Genomic DNA, 15,671 nt, shown 5'->3' with positions numbered 1-15,671 from the left:
CCGCATGACGAAGCGGGTCCGCCATTCCATCGAACTCCGGCACCGCCAAAAGAAAAGGGCCGGCTCGCACATTGGCGAACCGGCCCTGCAACTATCGGCGCGGCAAAGCGATCAGAACAGCTTCGTCACTGTCGCCGTGCGGCGTTCGGGTTCGACCTCGCCGGTGTAGAGGCTGGTCATCGGCTCGTCGCTGACGACGTGGATTTCCTCGGCTCCGAAACCGTTGAACTTCGTCCGCATCGCGCAGCCATAGGCGCCGAGCATGCCGATCTCGATGAAATCGCCCGGCTTGACGTCGGCGGGCAGGTAGAAGGGTCCCGCCATATGGTCGAGGTCGTCGCAGGTCGGCCCATAGAAGCTGAATGCCGCCAGTTCCTCGCTCGCCGTATCGCGCAGCAGCGTGACCGGAAAGCGCCAGCCGACATGCGCGGCGTCGAACAGCGCGCCATAGGCGCCGTCGTTGATGTAGAGCTCGTCGCCGCGGCGCTTTTCGACCCGCACGATCAGCGAGCTGTATTCGGCGGACAGCGCGCGACCGGGCTCGCACCACAGTTCGGCCGAATAGCTGATCGGCAGGCTTTCGAAGCTGCGGTGGATCGTGTCGAAATAGGCATCGAGCGGGGGCGGCTCCATGCCGGGATAGCTCGACGGGAAGCCGCCGCCGACATCGACGATGTCGACGGTGACCGACGCCGCGACGATCGCGGCGCGGACGCGCTCCATCGCCTGCGCATAGGCGTGCGGGGTCATCGCCTGGCTGCCGACATGGAAGCAGATGCCGAGCGCGTCGGCGGCCTGACGGGTCGCCATCAGCAGTTCGGCGACCTCGTCGGGCTCGGCGCCGAACTTGGCGGCGAGGCTCAGCTTCGAATGGTCGGACGATACGCGCAGGCGCACGAGCAGGTTGAGGTCGGCCGCGTTTCGGGTCGCGCGGACGATCTTCTCAAGCTCTTCCATCGTGTCGAGCGAGAAGGTGCGGACGCCGTGCTGCCAATAGGCTTCGGCGATCGCTTCCTCGGCCTTCACCGGGTGCATGAAGCAGAGCGTCGCCCGCGGCAGGGTGCGCGCCACCAGCCGCACCTCGGCGATCGAGGCGACGTCATAGTGGGTGACACCCGAATCCCACAGCAGGCGCAGCAGGTCGGGCGACGGATTCGCCTTGACCGCATACATGGTCGTGCCGGGAAATCGCTCGATGAAAAACCGCGCCGCACGCCGCGCGGCGTGCGGGCGGACAAGCGTGACAGGTTCGATCGGCGAAAGTGCCTGAATCAGCCCGTGGGCGCTATGATGCTGGTGCAACTCAAGGGACCCCCAAAAAATAAGTTAAACGACAAGAGCTGCCTTGCGGTTATTGGAAGTCCCCATGGGGCAGCGGAGGGCGCATATATGGTCGGGGGACCCCCATGTAAAGAGCGAATCCGGCTTGCCATGCGACGGGGCGGCCCGCAGTAACGCTATGCGGTTTAGCGAAGGAAGCGGGGTAGACGCCGTGACGGAAGGTTCGACGCAGGCGAAGGGAGCGCCGCCGGAATTGCGGGCGGTCGAGCTGTCGCGCGAAACGGCGGCGCGCCGCCACGCGCTGATGGAGGCCTATGCCCACGACGTTTATATTCCCGCTTTCCCCGATGCGGTGATCCGCGAGGATCCGCGCTATTGGGTCGATCTGCTCGACGCCGCCGAGCCGCCGCCTCCGCCGCAGCCGCGAATCGAGGTCGTGCTGTTGCTCGACGCGGAGGACCATCCGGTGGCGGGCGTGACGATCGAATATTATCGCGCCGCCCGGATCGGTCTGCTCACCTATATCGCGGTCGCGGAGGGCGCGCGCGGCAAGGGAATCGGGCGTCGCCTGATCGCCGCGGCGCGCGCCTGGCTTGACCGGACCGCCGACGCCGCGACGCCGATGCTGGCGGAGACCGAACGCTATCAGGACGCGCATGACGATGCCGAGCGGGGCGAGACCGACCTTCGGCAGAAAAGGCTCGCGGGGCTCGGCGCGCGCATGCTCGATTTCGATTATGTGATGCCGCCGCTGCGCCCCGAACTGCCGCCCTATCGGCTGCACCTGATGTGTTTCCTGCGCGACGGTGAGGTGCGGGACAGCCTGCGCGCGCCGCAGGTCGCGGCCTTCCTGCGCGAACTGGCGGCAGCGCTCGGCGCCGACCTGGCGGCGCATGCCGACACGGCGGACATGATGGCGGCGCTGGAGACGCGCGACACCCTGCACCTGCTGCCGCTTCCGAGGGCGAAGGGATGACGGTGGCAATGCCGCGTTACGCCGAATGCCCGGTGTTCCCCGACATCGCCGATTTCGCGCTGACCTTTCTGTTCGAACTGCCGGTGCGGATCGGCGAAAGCGGCCATCCGGCGGCTTTCCGCCTCGAATCGATCCACCGCGCGATCGAACCGGACGACGAATCCGATTCGCGCTTCCCGGCCTATGATGCGCTGGTCGAGCCTGTCCGTTCCTATCTGGACGATGTGACCAACGGCGGGCCGGGCCGCGGCGGCCGGCCTCTGATCTTCCTGGCCCAGCCCGAAAAGATCGAAGACGACCGCCGCCGCCTGACGCTTCATTGCCCCGCCCAGTGGCGATACCGTTCCGAGGGGCGCACGATGGAGATGACGAGCGCCTGCGGCGGCGCGAAGACGATCGCGCTGCGCTATCGCGACGCCTTCTGTCTGTTCGAAAGCGGGCGGCTTTTCTATTGCTTCAGCATGTTTCCCGAGGCCGACGGCAGCGGCAAGGGGGTCGACGAATATACGCTGATCGCGATGCAGCGGCTTGCGGCGGCAAAGCCGGATCAGCAGGTGGTCAAGGGATGGCGTTTCGCTCTCGACGGCGAATCGCCTGTTTCGCTGACCGACATGGCGACGGCGCGCCTCGCGATGCTCGCCGCCGACGACAGCGCGACGCACAATGGGCTGCGCCGCTATCTGCAACGCGCGCTGGGACTGAAGCCGCCCTTCGAGGTCGGTCCGCGCGCGGTGCGCAACCTGTTGATTTCGATCGAGGACGAACGGCTGCTCGGCATCGCCTCCTTTTCGGACGCGTTGCAGGAGGATTTTGCGCTGACCGACGAGGCGCGCGAGGCGGCGGCCGAACTGGCGGCGCGGCGCGCGGCGTGCCTCGCGGGTGCGCAGCCGCACTATCCGGCCGAAAATCCGGACGAACTATTGCCCTTTCTGGCGCTGTCGGGCGTGCTGCAATCGGTGGTCGATTTCCCCTTTCAGGACCCGGCCGAACTTTATGATTCGACGCGTCCGGCGATCCGCGGCGAAAGCTTCTTCAACTATGCGCACCCGCGCTATCATATCGAGATCAGCGAGGATTCGCGCTCGATGCACGACGCGCGGCTCGCGCTCGGCAACTGCCCCTATCTGACGCTGATGTGGCTCGTCGCCGTGCACGACGAACTGATGGTGACCGAGATCGAGGAGGCGATCGACGTCCTCATCTATGGCAATGACGAAGCCGAACTGATCGCAGAGCCGCTGCGCCCGCTGGCGCAGGCCGTCCGTGCCATCACCTTGCCCTGGCGCTCGCCGATCCGCGAATTGCGCCGCAATCTGGAGGCGCGCTTCGATCTGTTCCGGCGCTATTCGATCAACCAGTCGAGCCATCTGTTCCGCTATGAAAAGGAACGCGAGGCTCTGGCGGCGGTCGAGGCGGGGATGGGCAATCGCGACCGTTACGAGCGGGCGCACCGGATGATCGACCGCATCGAGGGGCTGGTCGAGGACATGCATGCGGTCAACGGCGCCTACAACAGCGCGCGGACCGGGCGCATGGTGATGTTCATCACCCTGCTCGGGCTCATCAATTTCTACGACCAGCTGACCAGTGGGCTGGTCAGCATCTTCCGGATGGAATTGCTGGGGCAGGCGGCGTTCGTCCTGCTGCTGATCGTGCTGCTGCTGCTGTCCTTCCCCTCCGAAGTCACGGCGTTTCCGCGTCGCGTCTGGCAAGGCGCGACGCGGCTGCTGCGGCCGCGCGACCGGATGGGGTAGGCGCGCTCAGCCGAGGCGCGTCCTGACGGGATCGCCGGTCATGCGTCCGGTCCGGCGCTCACCAGATCCACATGGGACACGCCGAGCGCCATCGCCAGTTCATAGAGGCTGACGATGGTCGGGTTTCGCTTTCCCTGCTCGAGCCCGCTCAGATATTGCTGGCTGAAACCGCTCCGCTCCGCAAGTTGCTCCTGCGTGAGTCCGGCGGCCAGCCTCGCTCGCCGCACATTCTCTCCAACGACGCGCCGCATATCCATGCGGTCCCTGTTGACCTTCAATCGCCGACGGGTTTATCAACTATATTATGTATAGAGGACCAGATAAGGGACGATGGACGGCGATCGGGTGGGGAAGGGATGGCGGTGAGTGACGGTTATGGGCGCCATGCGCCGACTTTCCTGTTCCGGCTGTGGCGCCCCATGTCGTGGCCGCGCCGGATCCGGCGGGCTTTCCTTCTCCTGCTGCCGCTGGCGCTGCCGATTTGGGCGCTGCTGAACCTCGCGAGCGTGTCCGGTGCCTTTCTGCGGGCTCTCGGCAGACTGATGGGCAAATATTGGAACGGTCCGCAGCGCCGTTATCGTCGCTACGGCAGCTATTACGGCCATGTCCGCGACCGGCGTCGCGGATCGTCCCGTTCTGCCGATGACGTCAGCTGAGGCGCGTCCTGAAATCCTCATAGCCGAAGCGGCGGATTTCCTTCAGTTCGTCGGTCTCGCTGTCCCATAGCCAGATCGAGGGCAGGGGGACGCCGTTGAAGCTGTTGGTCTTGACCATCGAATAATGCGCCTGGTCGAGGAAGGCGAAGCGCCCGCCGATGCGCGCGCCGCCGGGCAGGCGATAGTCGCCGATCACGTCGCCGGCGAGGCACGAGGGGCCGCCGAGCCGCACCACGGCGCCGGTGGTGTCCTCGCCCAGCATCGCCGGGCGATAGGGCGCCTCGATTACGTCGGGCATGTGACAGGTGGCGCTGACGTCGGTGATGCCGATCGGCATGCCGTTGTCGAACAGGTCGAGGATCTCGCCGACGAGGATTCCGGCATCGAGCGCGACCGCTTCGCCGGGCTCGATCATCACGTCGCAGTCGGTCGCCGCGCGCACCCGTTTCAGGAAGGCGATCAGGTCGTCGATCTGATAGTCGGCGCGCGTGACGTGGTGTCCGCCGCCGAAATTGATCCAGCGGAGCTGGCGGACGAAGGGATGCAGCATCGGCTGCACCGCCGCCCATGTCCGTTCGAGCGGCGGAAAATCCTGCTCGCACAGCGTGTGCATGTGGATGCCGTCGACCCCCTGCATATGCTCGGGCAAAAGCTGGCTGACCGGGAAGCCGAGCCGGCTGCACGGCGCCGCCGGATCATATTTCGCCACCTCGCCCTCGCTGTGCATCGGGTTGATGCGCAGGCCGATATCGAACTGCTCGCCCTCCGCGCGCAGGCGGTCGAGCAGCGGGCGGAAGCGCGCGATCTGTCCCGGCGAATTGAAGATCAGATGGTCGGAGAGCCGCGCGATCTCGGGCAGTTCGCTCTCCTTGTAGCCGGCGCAATAGGTCGCGACCTCGCTGTGCTTGCCGGGGGCGGCATATTCCTCGCGTCCCAGCTTCGCCTCGTAGAGGCCGGAGGCGCAGACGCCGTCGAGATATTCGGCGACGACCGGCCCGAGCGACCACATCGAAAAGGCCTTGAGCGCGGCGAGCACGCGCGCGCCCGACGCATCGCCGATATGGCGCAGCACCGCCAGGTTGGCGCGGACCTTCGCCGCGTCGACGACGAAGGCGGGCGTCGGGACGCGGCTGAGGTCGAAGCGGGCAAAGGCTCCGGGGTCGCCGGCTCTGGTTTCCATGATGCAATCGATCCTGTCAGGCCGCGATCGGCCCCCTGAAGATGAAGAAGGCGCCGGCCGCGATCAAGGCGAAGCCGACCAGATGGTTGTAGCTGAGCTTTTCGCCAAGCCAGAAGGTCGCGAAGCCGGCGAAGACGATCAGCGTGATCACCTCCTGCATCGTCTTCAGCTCGGCGGTCGAATAGACCGAATGGCCGATGCGGTTCGCCGGCACCGCCAGGCAATATTCGAAGAAGGCGATGCCCCACGCCAGCAGCACCGCGAGCCACACCGGGCGCGACAGGTCGCCGAGGTGGCCGTACCAGGCAAAGGTCATGAAGATGTTCGATGCGAACAGCAGGCCGATCGGCAGCAGATAGGCGGTCATGGACGGTCCTTGGTCAGCGGCAGCACGTCGCGAAGCAGCGCGGCGAAAAAGAGCCCCGGCTCCTCGACCATCGGCATATGCGCCGAATGCTCGAACCAGACGAGTGTCTTCGACGGCGCCCGGGCCTTTGCGAACCAGGCGGCCGCGACGGGCGACGGGACGGTATAGTCGTGGCGCCCGAGAAGGAAGACGATCGGAATGTCGATCGCCCGCGCCTGCGCGAAGCTGACATCGGCGAGCCGTGGCCACAAGGTCGTGACCGTGAACGCGCTGCCCTTGCCCCACGCTTGCCGGTCGGCCTCCGTATATTCGGGCGACAGCCGCGGCTGCTCGAAATAGAGCGTCGTCGCGGGTGGGCGATTGTAGAGCAGCGAGCCATAGGGCATCGCATATTTGCGCCAGCCGTCCGCCTGTTCGATCGTGAACGGCCCCGACGAAGGATAGGGGGCGAGTGCGTCGATAGCTGCGACCGCCGCGCGGTCGCCCGCCGCGAGCGCTTTGGCGCGCGTCCACGCCATGCCCACCTTTTCGCCCTCGCGAAAGTCGATGCCCTGGCCGACGCCGACATAGGCGTGGAGCAGGTCGGGACGTTCGAGCGCGACCGCGAGCCCGACGAACGAGCCCCAGCTATGCCCCATCAGCACGACCTTGCGCTGGCCGTAGCGCTTTTGCAGCAATTCGATCAGTTCGATCGCATCGTCGCGATAGCGGTCGAGCGTCATCGTCGGCGCCAGCGTCGCGGGGTCGTTCAGCGGATAGGAACGCCCGGCGCCGCGCTGATCGTACTGGACGACCGTAAAGACGTCCTCCCACGGCCGCTGGAAGGCCCAGGCGAAGGGCATCTCGACCGCGCCCGGACCGCCGTGGACGAAAAGCAGGATCGGATTGTCGCGGTCCGCACCGCGCACGTTCACCACCTGCTTCGCGCCGCCGAGCGTCGCGACGAAGGTCTCCTGCACGCCGTTCGGCGTCACGATCCGGTTGAGGTCGGCGACGATCGCGCGCGCGGGCGCATAGGCGTCGTCGCCCTGCGCCTGCGCCGGTGCGGTGACGAGGACGGCGGCAAAGGCTGCCGCGACGAATCCCAGCAGCGACTTCATCATGGCCTCAGAACTCCAGCGGCGCATCCAGTTCCTTCACCTGCCACGGCAGGCCGTGCCTGTTCAGCATGTCCATGAAGGGATCGGGGTCCATCTGCTCGATGTTGAACACGCCCTTTCCGGACCAGGTGCCCGTCACCATCATCGCGGTGCCGATCATCGCCGGGACGCCGGTCGTGTAGCTGACCGCCTGGTTGCCCGTCTCGGCATAGGCGTCCTCATGGTCGCAGATATTGTAGAGATAGAGAGTCTTTTCCTTGCCGTCGCGGCCGAGGCCGGTCGCGATGACGCCGATGTTGGTCTTGCCCTTGGTCGTCTCGCCCAGGCTCGACGGTTCGGGGAGCACCGCCTTCAGGAATTGCAGCGGGACGATCTCGCGCCCTTCGTAGATCACCGGGTCGATGCGCGTCATGCCGACGTTCTGGAGCACGGTCAGATGCTGGATATAGGCGTCGCCGAAGGTCATCCAGAAACGGATGCGCCCGATCTCCGGCAGGTGCGTCTTCAGGCTTTCGATTTCCTCGTGGTACATCAAGTACATGGTCTTCGGCCCGACGCCTTCGAAGTCGAAGTTCTGCTTGACCGACATCGGCGGCGTTTCGACCCAGTCGCCGTTTTCCCAGTGGCGCGCGACCGCGGTCACCTCGCGGATATTGATCTCGGGATTGAAATTGGTCGCGAAATGCTGGCCGTGATCGCCGCCGTTGCAGTCGAGGATGTCGAGCGTGTCGATGCGCTCGAAATGATGCTTCTTCAGCCAGGTGGTGAAGACGCTCGTCACGCCGGGATCGAAACCCGAACCGAGCAGCGCCATCAGTCCGGCGTCCTTGAAGCGGTCCTGATAGGCCCATTGCCAGTGATATTCGAACTTCGCTTCGTCGCGCGGTTCGTAATTGGCGGTATCGAGATAATGCGCGCCGGTCTTCAGGCACGCCTCCATGATCGTGAGGTCCTGGTAGGGAAGCGCGAGGTTGACGACATGCGTCGCACCGACCTGACGGATCAGCGTCGCGGTCGCGTCGATGTCGTCGGCGTCGACCTCCGCCGTTGCGATCGTCACCCCGGTGCGCGCCTTCACCGACTCGGCGATCGCGTCGCACTTGAACTTGCGGCGGCTCGCCAGCGTGATGGACGGGAAGATGTCGGCGTTCATCGCCATCTTGTGCACCGCGACCGAACCGACGCCGCCGGCGCCGATCACCAGAACCTTGCTCATCGAAAAATCTCCTGCGCGGCGTGTCGCCGCTTGTCATCCATGCCGCGCCCTATAGGACGAAGCCATGACACAGCAAAGCCCCGATCCCCTGCGCGACCCCGCGCGCGCGCCGACGCTCGCTGGCGTCGAGCGCGCCGCGGCGAAGGTCGCCGCCATCCTGCCGCCGACCCCGCTGTTGCCGCTGGAGGTCGACGGCGCGACGCTCTGGTGCAAGGCCGAATGCCTCCAGCCGGTGGGCGCCTTCAAGATTCGCGGCGCGTGGCACCGGCTGAGCGACCTGACTCCGGAAGAGGCGGCGGCCGGCGTCGTCGGCGTGTCGAGCGGCAACCATGCGCAGGGCGTTGCCTGGGCGGCGAAACGGCTGGGGATCAGGGCGACGATCGTCATGCCGGGCAATGCGCCGCAGATGAAGCTGGCGGCGACGCGCGCGCTGGGGGCGGAGGTCGTGCTCTATGACCGCGTCACCGAATCGCGCGACGCGGTGGCGGCGGCGCTGATCGCTGAGCGCGGGGGAACGCTGGTGCACGCCTATGGCGACCCGTGGATCATCGAGGGGCAGGGGAGCGCCGGGATCGAGGCGACCGCGCAGATGCGGGCGCGCGGCATCGCCGGGCCCGACACGGTCGTCGCCTGCTGCGGCGGGGGCGGATTGTCGGCCGGGCTCGCGCTGGCCTGCGGCGACGCGGATATTTTCGCCGTGGAGCCCGAAGGGTGGGACGATGTGACGCGCAGCCTGGCCGCCGGCGAAATCCTGTCGGTCGCGGACATGAGCTATCCGACCGAATGCGATGCGCTCCAGACGCCCGAGACATGGCCGATCAATTTCGCGGTGTTGCAGGCGCGCGGCGTGCGCGGAGTCGTGGTCACGCGCGAAGAGGTGCGCCACGCGATGCGCGTCGCCTTCGAAAAGCTGCACCTTGTCGTCGAACCCGGCGGTGCGGCGGCGCTGGCCGCGGTGCTCGCGGGCAAGGTGACGCCGGGCGCGGCAACGCTGATCACGCTGTCGGGCGGCAATGTCGATCCGCAGAAATATGCGGAGATACTGGCGGGCTGACGGACCTTCCAAAGGCCGGCAGCGCATCCCGGGCGGAAACTTATGCCGCGCGATGCGTTGCGCCGGTGGAAGGAGACGCATGATGAAGATGAGCCTGATCCTCGCGGCCCCGGTGGCGCTGGCGCTGCTCGCCGGCTGCGAAAAGGCGGAGGCGCCGGCCCCGGCGCCTACCGACACCACCGAGGTCCCGGTCGAAACCGTGCCGCCCGTCGATACCGCGGCGCCCGATGCAGGGACCGATCCGGCGACCGCGTCGCACCGCTTCGCAAGCTGGGCGGGCAAATGGACCGGGGTCGAGGGCATGTATGTGACGATCGCCCCGGCTGCCGAGCCCGGCAAATACAAGCTGGAGATGCAGTCCGACCTCGACACCAGGGGGACCTATGACGGGCAGGACAGCGAGCATGGCATCCAGTTCCGGCGCGGCGGCGAGCAACTGTCGCTCCATCGCGGCAACGGCGACGAAACCGGGCTCAAATATCTGGCCGGCAAGCAGCAATGCCTGATCGTCAAGCAGGGCGAGGGCTATTGTCGCGATTGAGATGCCGCGGCGAGCATCGATACCCCCGGCGAGGAGCGAAGCGACGCGGCAATCCGGAGCTTGCATAAACCGCTCCGGATTGCTTCGCTTCGCTCGCAATGACGAATCGTGCAAACCGGACGGACCAAATCCTCGAGGCATGCGACGACGATCGGCCTGCCCTGGTCGAAACGCTGGCGCAGGCGTTTCAGACCGATCCCGCCCTGTCGTGGATATTGCCCGAACCCGACGGCCGCGCCCGCGCGTTGCGCGGCCTGTTCCGCGCCCTCGTTCCCGCCGACATGCGTGCGGGCGTGGCGTTGCGCGGGGCGGACGACGAATCGGCTTCGTTGTGGCGGGCGCCGGGCCGTGCTCACAGCGGCAGCCTCGAATTTCTGCGCACCGTGCTTCCGCTCGTCGCGGCCTTCGGCGCGACGCTGCCGCGCGGTCTGAAGGTGCAGGGAAGCATCGACGCGCACCGGCCGCCGGGGCGCTTCTGGTATCTCCATTATGTCGGCGTGCGTCCCGCGCATCAGGGAAAGGGGCACGGCGGGCGGATCATCCGCGCGCAGACCGCGAGGGCCGATGCCGAAAGGCTGCCCTGCTGGCTGGAAACCGCGACGCCGCACAACGTGCCGCTTTACGAGCGGCTGGGGTTCGTCGCGCAGGTCGAATGGGACGTGCCCGGCGGCGGACCGCATTTCTGGGGAATGATGCGCCCGGCGGCCTGAGCGTCGTTTCGGCTTGAGAAGCCGAGTGCACCCGCGCAGGCGGGAAGCCAGAGTGGGAAGAGCCAAAATTGGCGCTACATCGCTCCGGGTCCCCGCCTGCGCGGGGACTCGGCATGGTTCATCCAAACATGAACGCCCTAGTCGTCGAAGCCGACGAAGCGGACGGCCTCGTCGACGCTCTTGCGGTTCGACACGACGGCGTTGGCGGGGAACGTCTCGTCGGGCCAGCCCATGGCGACGCAGATCATGATGACCTGATCGTCGGGGATATGCGCATGCTCGCGCACCACGGGGCTTTGCATGATCCCCTGGCTGTTGATGACGCAGCCCAGCCCGCGCGACCATGCCGCGTTGACCAGCGCATTGGTCACCGCCCCGCAGTCGAAGGGGGCGATGTCGCTGCCGAGTAGCGCGCGATCATAGGTGACGACGATGCTCACCGGCGCGTCGAACTGCCGGAAACCGCGCAGCACCCAGTCCTGCCGCGCGTCCCGATCGTCGCGCGCGATTCCCATCGCGCCGAACAATTGCTTGGCGATTTCGATCTGGCGCGTTCGGTGCGCGTCGACGACCCGGTCGAAGCGGCGGAATTCGCGGCTGTCGGGCTTGCCGGCCAAGATGCCCTCGCTATTGCCGCGGCGGATCGCGTCGAGCGGTGCGCCGGTGACGACCGAGAAATTCCAGCACTGGTTGTTGAAGGAGGAGGGCGCGCGCATCGCGACCTCGATGATCTCGGCGATCAGCGCGCGCGGAACCGGCTTGTCGAGGAAGCCGCGGATCGACCGGCGACCGCGGACCACCTCGTCATAGGGCAATGCGCCCGTCACGCCGCCTTCTGGAATTCCAGTTCGAGCCGATCCCAGATTTCGACCAGCGCCGTGGTCAGGTCGCGCATCATCGCCTCGTCGTGCGTCGGGCCGGGCGTGAAGCGCAGCCGTTCGGTGCCGCGCGGCACGGTCGGGAAATTGATCGGCTGGACGTAGACGCCATATTCGGCGAGCAATATGTCGCTGATCTTCTTGGCGCGCACCGGGTCGCCGACCATCAGCGGCACGATGTGCGTCGTCGAATCCATCACCGGCAGGCCCGCGTCGCGGAAGCTCTGCTTGAGATAGGCCGCCGCCGCCTGCTGCGCGTCGCGCTCGACGCTCGACTGCTTGAGGTGGCGGACTGCCGCGAGCACTCCGGCGACCAGTACCGGCGACAGGCTGGTGGTGAAGATGAAGCCGGGCGCATAGCTGCGGATGACGTCGATGATATTCCGGTCGGCGGCGATATAGCCGCCCATCACGCCGAACGCCTTGCCGAGCGTGCCTTCGATGATGTCGACACGGGAAGCGCACTCGTCGCGGTCGGTGATGCCGCCGCCGCGCGGGCCGTACATGCCGACCGCGTGGACCTCGTCGCAATAGGTGAGCGCGTTATATTTCTCTGCGAGGTCGCAGATCGCGTGGATCGGCGCGATGTCGCCGTCCATCGAATAGACGCTTTCGAACGCGATGACCTTGGCCGCCTGCGGATCGTCGGCGGCGAGCAGTTCCTCGAGATGATCGAGGTCGTTGTGGCGCCACACGCGCTTTTCGCAGCCCGAATTGCGGATGCCCGCGATCATCGAGGCGTGATTGAGCTCGTCCGAATAGATGATGCAGCCCGGCAGCAGCTTGCCCAGCGTGCCGAGCGTCGCCTCGTTCGAGATATAGCCCGAGGTGAAGAGCAGCGCGCCTTCCTTGCCGTGCAGGTCGGCGAGTTCGGCCTCCAGATCGATATGATAATGGGTGTTGCCCGCGATGTTGCGCGTACCGCCGGCGCCCGCGCCGACGTCGTGCAGCGCTTCCTCCATCGCGGCGACGACCTTCGGGTGCTGGCCCATCGACAGATAGTCGTTCGAGCACCAGACGGTGATTGGCTTCGGTCCGTTGTGCCCGGCAAAGCAGCGCGCGTTGGGAAAGGCGCCCTTGTTACGCAGGATGTCGATGAAGACGCGGTAGCGGCCTTCCTCGTGCAGCCGGTCGATGGCTCGGGCGAAAATATCGTCGTAGTTCACTTGCATGCCCCGCAGCTTCGGGTGCGCCGCCCCCTCCGGCGACGAACGGACGGGGCAATAGCGTCGATTTTCCGCGAAGGCCAGTGCGAACGATTCGCAAGCATGGGTCAAATTGTCTCAGTCCGCCCAATGCCATAGGGGCGCAGCGCGGCGAGCGGCGGCGGCGGAATCGCGTCGCTGCGGGTGAAGGCGGCAAGGCCCGGAGATGCGGTGATGGGCCAGTCCTGCCCCGCGGTCAGCTGGGCGACGCGCCGCGCGATGCCCGCCGCGCCGTCGATCAACTGCACGCCGGGGCCCGCCGCGGTTTGCAGCTCATCGAGCAGCAGCGGGAAATGGGTGCAGGCGAGCACGATGACGTCCATCGCATCGCCGCCGGGTTGATCGGTCAGGCCCGCGATCGCGCGCGCCACCACCGCCGGGTCGACCGTCTCGCCGCGCAGCCGCGCTTCCGCCGCCGTCACCAGTTCGGGGCTGCCGTGGCGCAGCACCGTCTTGCCTGCGGCGAAGCGCGCGCTGAGGTCGTCGACATAGGGCTGGCGCACCGTCGCCTCGGTACCGAGCACGCCGATAACGCCGCTATGGGTCAGCGCGGCGGCGGGCTTGATCGCGGGGACGGTGCCGACGATCGGCAGGTCGAGCGCGGCACGGACATGCGACAGCGCGATCGTGGAGGCCGTGTTGCAGGCGATCACGGCCAGCCGCGGCTGAAAGCGCTCGACGAGCCGACCGAGCAGCGCGGGAACGCGCGCCGCAAGCTCCTCGTCGCTTTTCCGGCCATAGGGCAGGCCGGCATAGTCGGCGGCATAGACGAAGGGCGCGTTCGGCAGCAGGGCGCGCGTCGCGGCGAGCACGGTCAATCCGCCGAGACCGCTGTCGAAGAAGAGGATCGGGGCGTCGAGGGCAGGGGGGGGCATGACCGGCGCCTAGCAGGCGCGCGCGTCGCGCTCAATCGCTTCGCGCCGAACGGCTTTCGCAGGGACGACGTTGGTCCGTTTTGGCAGTCATCCGATCCGAATCCGTTGATCGCCGGGCGCATTGGCTGCACAGTGCGGCCCGGAGAATATTGGGGGACCGAGATGACCGTCTATCTGCTGATCGCCGCAGGCTACCTGCTCGGCTCCATCCCCTTCGGCGTCCTGCTGACGCGCATGTTCGGCGCGGGCGACCTTCGGCGGATCGGGTCGGGCAACATCGGCGCGACCAACGTGCTGCGGACCGGGCGCAAGGGACTCGCGGCGGCGACGCTGCTGCTCGACGGCGCTAAGGGCGCGGTCGCGGTGCTGCTCGCACGCCATTTCGTGCCCGGGCTCGGCGATCATGGCGCGATGATCGCGGGCGCCGCGGCGATGATCGGTCATTGCTACCCCGTCTGGCTGCGCTTTCGCGGCGGCAAGGGGGTGGCGACGCTGCTCGGCGTGGCGCTCGCGCTCGCCTGGCCGATCGGGCTCGTCTTCGCCGCCTTCTGGCTCGGCGCCGTGCTGCTGCTCCGCATCTCGTCGCTCGGCGGCATGGCGGGAGCGGTCGCGGCGCCCGTCGCGGCGCTCGTCCTCGGCTATCCGGTCTATGCCGTCGGGCTGGCCGGGCTGGCGGCGATCCTGCTGTGGCGGCATCGGGAGAATATCGCCCGGCTGCGTGCAGGGACCGAACCCCGCATCGGGGCGGGGAAGGGCGCGCCCGAACCGGACGCGGCCGCGTGACCGATGCCGAACGGCTGGCGCGGCTGCGGCTGATCCGCACGCCGCACGTCGGCCCGGTGAGCTGGCACCAGCTGATGCAGCGCTTCGGGTCGGGCGAAGCCGCACTTGCGGCGCTCCCCGACCTTGCGCTGCGCGGCGGCGGCAAGCCACGCATCGCCCCGGCCGACCTCGCCGAGCGCGAGATCGCCCGCGTTTCGGCGCTCGGCGCGCGCCATGTCTTCAGCGACGAAGCCGATTATTCGCCCTTGCTGCGCGAGGTGGAAAGCGCGCCGCCGGTGCTGATCGTGCGTGGCGACGGCGCAATGCTCCATCGTCCCTGCGTCGCGATCGTCGGTGCGCGCAACGCCTCCGCCGCCGCCTGCCGCTTCGCGCGCCAGCTCGCCGCCGATCTTGCGGCGCGCGGTGTCACCGTGGTCAGCGGGCTGGCGCGCGGGGTCGACACCGCGGCGCATGTCGGCGCGCTGGGCGGCGCGACCGCGGCGGTGATCGCGAGCGGTATCGACATCGCCTTCCCGACGGAGAATGCCGCCTTGCAGGACCGGATCGCGGCCGACCATCTGCTGATGACCGAACAGCCGCCGGGTACCGAACCGCTCGCGCGCCACTTTCCAGCGCGCAACCGGATCATCGCCGGGGTGGCGCAGGGAACGGTGGTGATCGAGGCGGCGCCCCGGTCGGGATCGCTGATCACCGCGCGCCGCGCCGGCGACTATGGACGCGAGGTGATGGCGGTCCCCGGCTCGCCGCTCGACCCGCGCGCGCAAGGGTGCAACCTGCTGATCCGCGAAGGCGCGACGCTGGTCCAGAATGCCGACGACGTGATCGAGGCGCTCGGGCCGATCGACGCCCGCATGACGCGCGCGGCCCCGCGGCTCCGCGATGTCGCATCGACCGGGCCGCAGGTGGCGGAGGGCGACCGCGGCGCCATCGCCAGCCTGCTCGGCGCCACCCCCGTCGCCATCGACGAACTGGTGCGCCAGTCGGGCCGCCCGGCGGCGGCGGTGCAACTCGTGCTGCTCGAACTCGAACTGGCGGGCCGCCTGGAACGCCACGCCGGCGCCCGGGTCAGCGTCGCCTGAGACCGGTGACCTCGGC

17 protein-coding genes are annotated in these 15,671 nt (G+C 67.5%); 8 read left to right on the top strand and 9 right to left on the bottom strand.

The window, feature by feature from the left end; all coding sequences use genetic code 11:
- Positions 1-111 precede the first annotated feature (111 nt).
- Complete coding sequence (locus C3E99_RS09170; protein ID WP_067109469.1) at positions 112-1,302, bottom strand: type III PLP-dependent enzyme; 1,191 nt, start codon at positions 1,300-1,302, stop codon at positions 112-114.
- A 190-nt stretch (positions 1,303-1,492) separates the two neighbouring features.
- Between C3E99_RS09170 and C3E99_RS09165 the strand changes: the two genes are divergently transcribed.
- Together C3E99_RS09165 and C3E99_RS09160 are read left to right on the top strand one after the other, a co-directional pair.
- Positions 1,493-2,257, top strand: a complete 765-nt coding sequence (locus C3E99_RS09165; protein ID WP_076075041.1) for a GNAT family N-acetyltransferase — start codon at positions 1,493-1,495, stop codon at positions 2,255-2,257.
- A gap of 2 nt (positions 2,258-2,259) precedes the next feature.
- Positions 2,260-4,011 carry a hypothetical protein gene (locus C3E99_RS09160; protein ID WP_158682224.1) on the top strand — a complete coding sequence of 584 codons (1,752 nt, stop codon included), beginning with the start codon at positions 2,260-2,262 and terminating at the stop codon, positions 4,009-4,011.
- Positions 4,012-4,049: 38 nt separating this feature from the next.
- Here the strand turns inward: C3E99_RS09160 and C3E99_RS09155 are convergent, their stop codons facing one another.
- The gene (locus tag C3E99_RS09155) at positions 4,050-4,268 is read right to left on the bottom strand and encodes a helix-turn-helix domain-containing protein (protein ID WP_067109478.1); all 219 of its coding nucleotides are present in this window, start codon (positions 4,266-4,268) and stop codon (positions 4,050-4,052) included.
- A 105-nt stretch (positions 4,269-4,373) separates the two neighbouring features.
- On the opposite strand from C3E99_RS09155, the gene C3E99_RS09150 reads away from it, so the two are divergent.
- A complete protein-coding gene (locus C3E99_RS09150; RefSeq protein WP_156483058.1) occupies positions 4,374-4,667 on the top strand; it encodes a hypothetical protein in 294 nt (97 codons plus the stop codon).
- On the opposite strand, the gene C3E99_RS09145 is transcribed toward C3E99_RS09150, so the two are convergent.
- The 4 genes from C3E99_RS09145 to C3E99_RS09130 are packed head-to-tail and all read right to left on the bottom strand — an operon-like array spanning position 4,660 to position 8,530.
- Entirely contained in the window at positions 4,660-5,847 is a 1,188-nt protein-coding gene (locus tag C3E99_RS09145; RefSeq protein ID WP_104959718.1) for a carboxynorspermidine decarboxylase, read from the bottom strand. The two genes, C3E99_RS09150 and C3E99_RS09145, sit on opposite strands and share 8 nt — an antisense overlap.
- 16 nt (positions 5,848-5,863) lie before the next feature.
- Entirely contained in the window at positions 5,864-6,214 is a 351-nt protein-coding gene (locus tag C3E99_RS09140) for a DMT family protein (RefSeq protein ID WP_067183163.1), read from the bottom strand.
- Entirely contained in the window at positions 6,211-7,317 is a 1,107-nt protein-coding gene (locus C3E99_RS09135) for an alpha/beta fold hydrolase (RefSeq protein WP_083675067.1), read from the bottom strand. Before C3E99_RS09135 ends, C3E99_RS09140 begins: the two co-directional genes overlap by 4 nt.
- 4 nt (positions 7,318-7,321) lie before the next feature.
- A complete protein-coding gene (locus C3E99_RS09130; RefSeq protein WP_076075042.1) occupies positions 7,322-8,530 on the bottom strand; it encodes a saccharopine dehydrogenase family protein in 1,209 nt (402 codons plus the stop codon).
- Between the two features lie 64 nt (positions 8,531-8,594).
- On the opposite strand from C3E99_RS09130, the gene C3E99_RS09125 reads away from it, so the two are divergent.
- The 3 genes from C3E99_RS09125 to C3E99_RS09115 all read left to right on the top strand — a co-directional run bounded on the left by C3E99_RS09125 (position 8,595) and on the right by C3E99_RS09115 (position 10,835).
- A complete protein-coding gene (locus C3E99_RS09125) occupies positions 8,595-9,584 on the top strand; it encodes a threonine ammonia-lyase (protein WP_067109495.1) in 990 nt (329 codons plus the stop codon).
- A 79-nt stretch (positions 9,585-9,663) separates the two neighbouring features.
- A complete protein-coding gene (locus C3E99_RS09120; protein WP_234002651.1) occupies positions 9,664-10,125 on the top strand; it encodes a hypothetical protein in 462 nt (153 codons plus the stop codon).
- Positions 10,126-10,223: 98 nt separating this feature from the next.
- The gene (locus tag C3E99_RS09115) at positions 10,224-10,835 is read left to right on the top strand and encodes a GNAT family N-acetyltransferase (RefSeq protein ID WP_104959717.1); all 612 of its coding nucleotides are present in this window, start codon (positions 10,224-10,226) and stop codon (positions 10,833-10,835) included.
- A 137-nt stretch (positions 10,836-10,972) separates the two neighbouring features.
- Here C3E99_RS09115 and C3E99_RS09110 read toward each other — a convergent pair whose 3' ends face one another.
- The 3 genes from C3E99_RS09110 to murI all read right to left on the bottom strand — a co-directional run bounded on the left by C3E99_RS09110 (position 10,973) and on the right by murI (position 13,793).
- Positions 10,973-11,662 (bottom strand): nitroreductase, encoded by a 690-nt coding sequence (locus C3E99_RS09110; RefSeq protein ID WP_067109501.1) that lies wholly within the window; start codon positions 11,660-11,662, stop codon positions 10,973-10,975.
- Positions 11,659-12,885 carry a 5-aminolevulinate synthase gene (gene hemA / locus C3E99_RS09105; protein ID WP_404950414.1) on the bottom strand — a complete coding sequence of 409 codons (1,227 nt, stop codon included), beginning with the start codon at positions 12,883-12,885 and terminating at the stop codon, positions 11,659-11,661. Before hemA ends, C3E99_RS09110 begins: the two co-directional genes overlap by 4 nt.
- Before the next feature lie 101 nt (positions 12,886-12,986).
- Positions 12,987-13,793 (bottom strand): glutamate racemase, encoded by an 807-nt coding sequence (murI, locus tag C3E99_RS09100; RefSeq protein ID WP_067109504.1) that lies wholly within the window; start codon positions 13,791-13,793, stop codon positions 12,987-12,989.
- A gap of 162 nt (positions 13,794-13,955) precedes the next feature.
- Here murI and plsY point away from each other — a divergent pair, with 162 nt between their 5' ends.
- Positions 13,956-14,576, top strand: a complete 621-nt coding sequence (gene plsY, locus C3E99_RS09095) for a glycerol-3-phosphate 1-O-acyltransferase PlsY (RefSeq protein ID WP_076077781.1) — start codon at positions 13,956-13,958, stop codon at positions 14,574-14,576.
- Complete coding sequence (gene dprA / locus C3E99_RS09090; protein ID WP_199775084.1) at positions 14,573-15,655, top strand: DNA-processing protein DprA; 1,083 nt, start codon at positions 14,573-14,575, stop codon at positions 15,653-15,655. The genes plsY and dprA overlap by 4 nt, the downstream gene beginning before the upstream one ends.
- The last annotated feature ends 16 nt before the right edge of the window (positions 15,656-15,671 follow it).

The organism is Sphingopyxis sp. MG (assembly GCF_002953155.1).
GTDB classification, from domain to species: domain Bacteria; phylum Pseudomonadota; class Alphaproteobacteria; order Sphingomonadales; family Sphingomonadaceae; genus Sphingopyxis; species Sphingopyxis granuli.
This window is presented reverse-complemented; position numbering and strand designations above follow the sequence as displayed.

Bases quoted from the DNA above. Each gene is read 5' to 3' on its own strand.
- C3E99_RS09155 (WP_067109478.1), bottom strand. From the start codon at position 4,268: ATGGATATGCGGCGCGTCGTTGGAGAGAATGTGCGGCGAGCGAGGCTG.
- C3E99_RS09145 (WP_104959718.1), bottom strand. From the start codon at position 5,847: ATGGAAACCAGAGCCGGCGACCCCGGAGCCTTTGCCCGCTTCGACCTC.
- C3E99_RS09140 (WP_067183163.1), bottom strand. From the start codon at position 6,214: ATGACCGCCTATCTGCTGCCGATCGGCCTGCTGTTCGCATCGAACATC.
- C3E99_RS09135 (WP_083675067.1), bottom strand. From the start codon at position 7,317: ATGATGAAGTCGCTGCTGGGATTCGTCGCGGCAGCCTTTGCCGCCGTC.
- C3E99_RS09130 (WP_076075042.1), bottom strand. From the start codon at position 8,530: ATGAGCAAGGTTCTGGTGATCGGCGCCGGCGGCGTCGGTTCGGTCGCG.
- C3E99_RS09125 (WP_067109495.1), top strand. From the start codon at position 8,595: ATGACACAGCAAAGCCCCGATCCCCTGCGCGACCCCGCGCGCGCGCCG.
- C3E99_RS09120 (WP_234002651.1), top strand. From the start codon at position 9,664: ATGATGAAGATGAGCCTGATCCTCGCGGCCCCGGTGGCGCTGGCGCTG.
- C3E99_RS09115 (WP_104959717.1), top strand. From the start codon at position 10,224: ATGACGAATCGTGCAAACCGGACGGACCAAATCCTCGAGGCATGCGAC.
- hemA (WP_404950414.1), bottom strand. From the start codon at position 12,885: ATGCAAGTGAACTACGACGATATTTTCGCCCGAGCCATCGACCGGCTG.
- murI (WP_067109504.1), bottom strand. From the start codon at position 13,793: ATGCCCCCCCCTGCCCTCGACGCCCCGATCCTCTTCTTCGACAGCGGT.
- plsY (WP_076077781.1), top strand. From the start codon at position 13,956: ATGACCGTCTATCTGCTGATCGCCGCAGGCTACCTGCTCGGCTCCATC.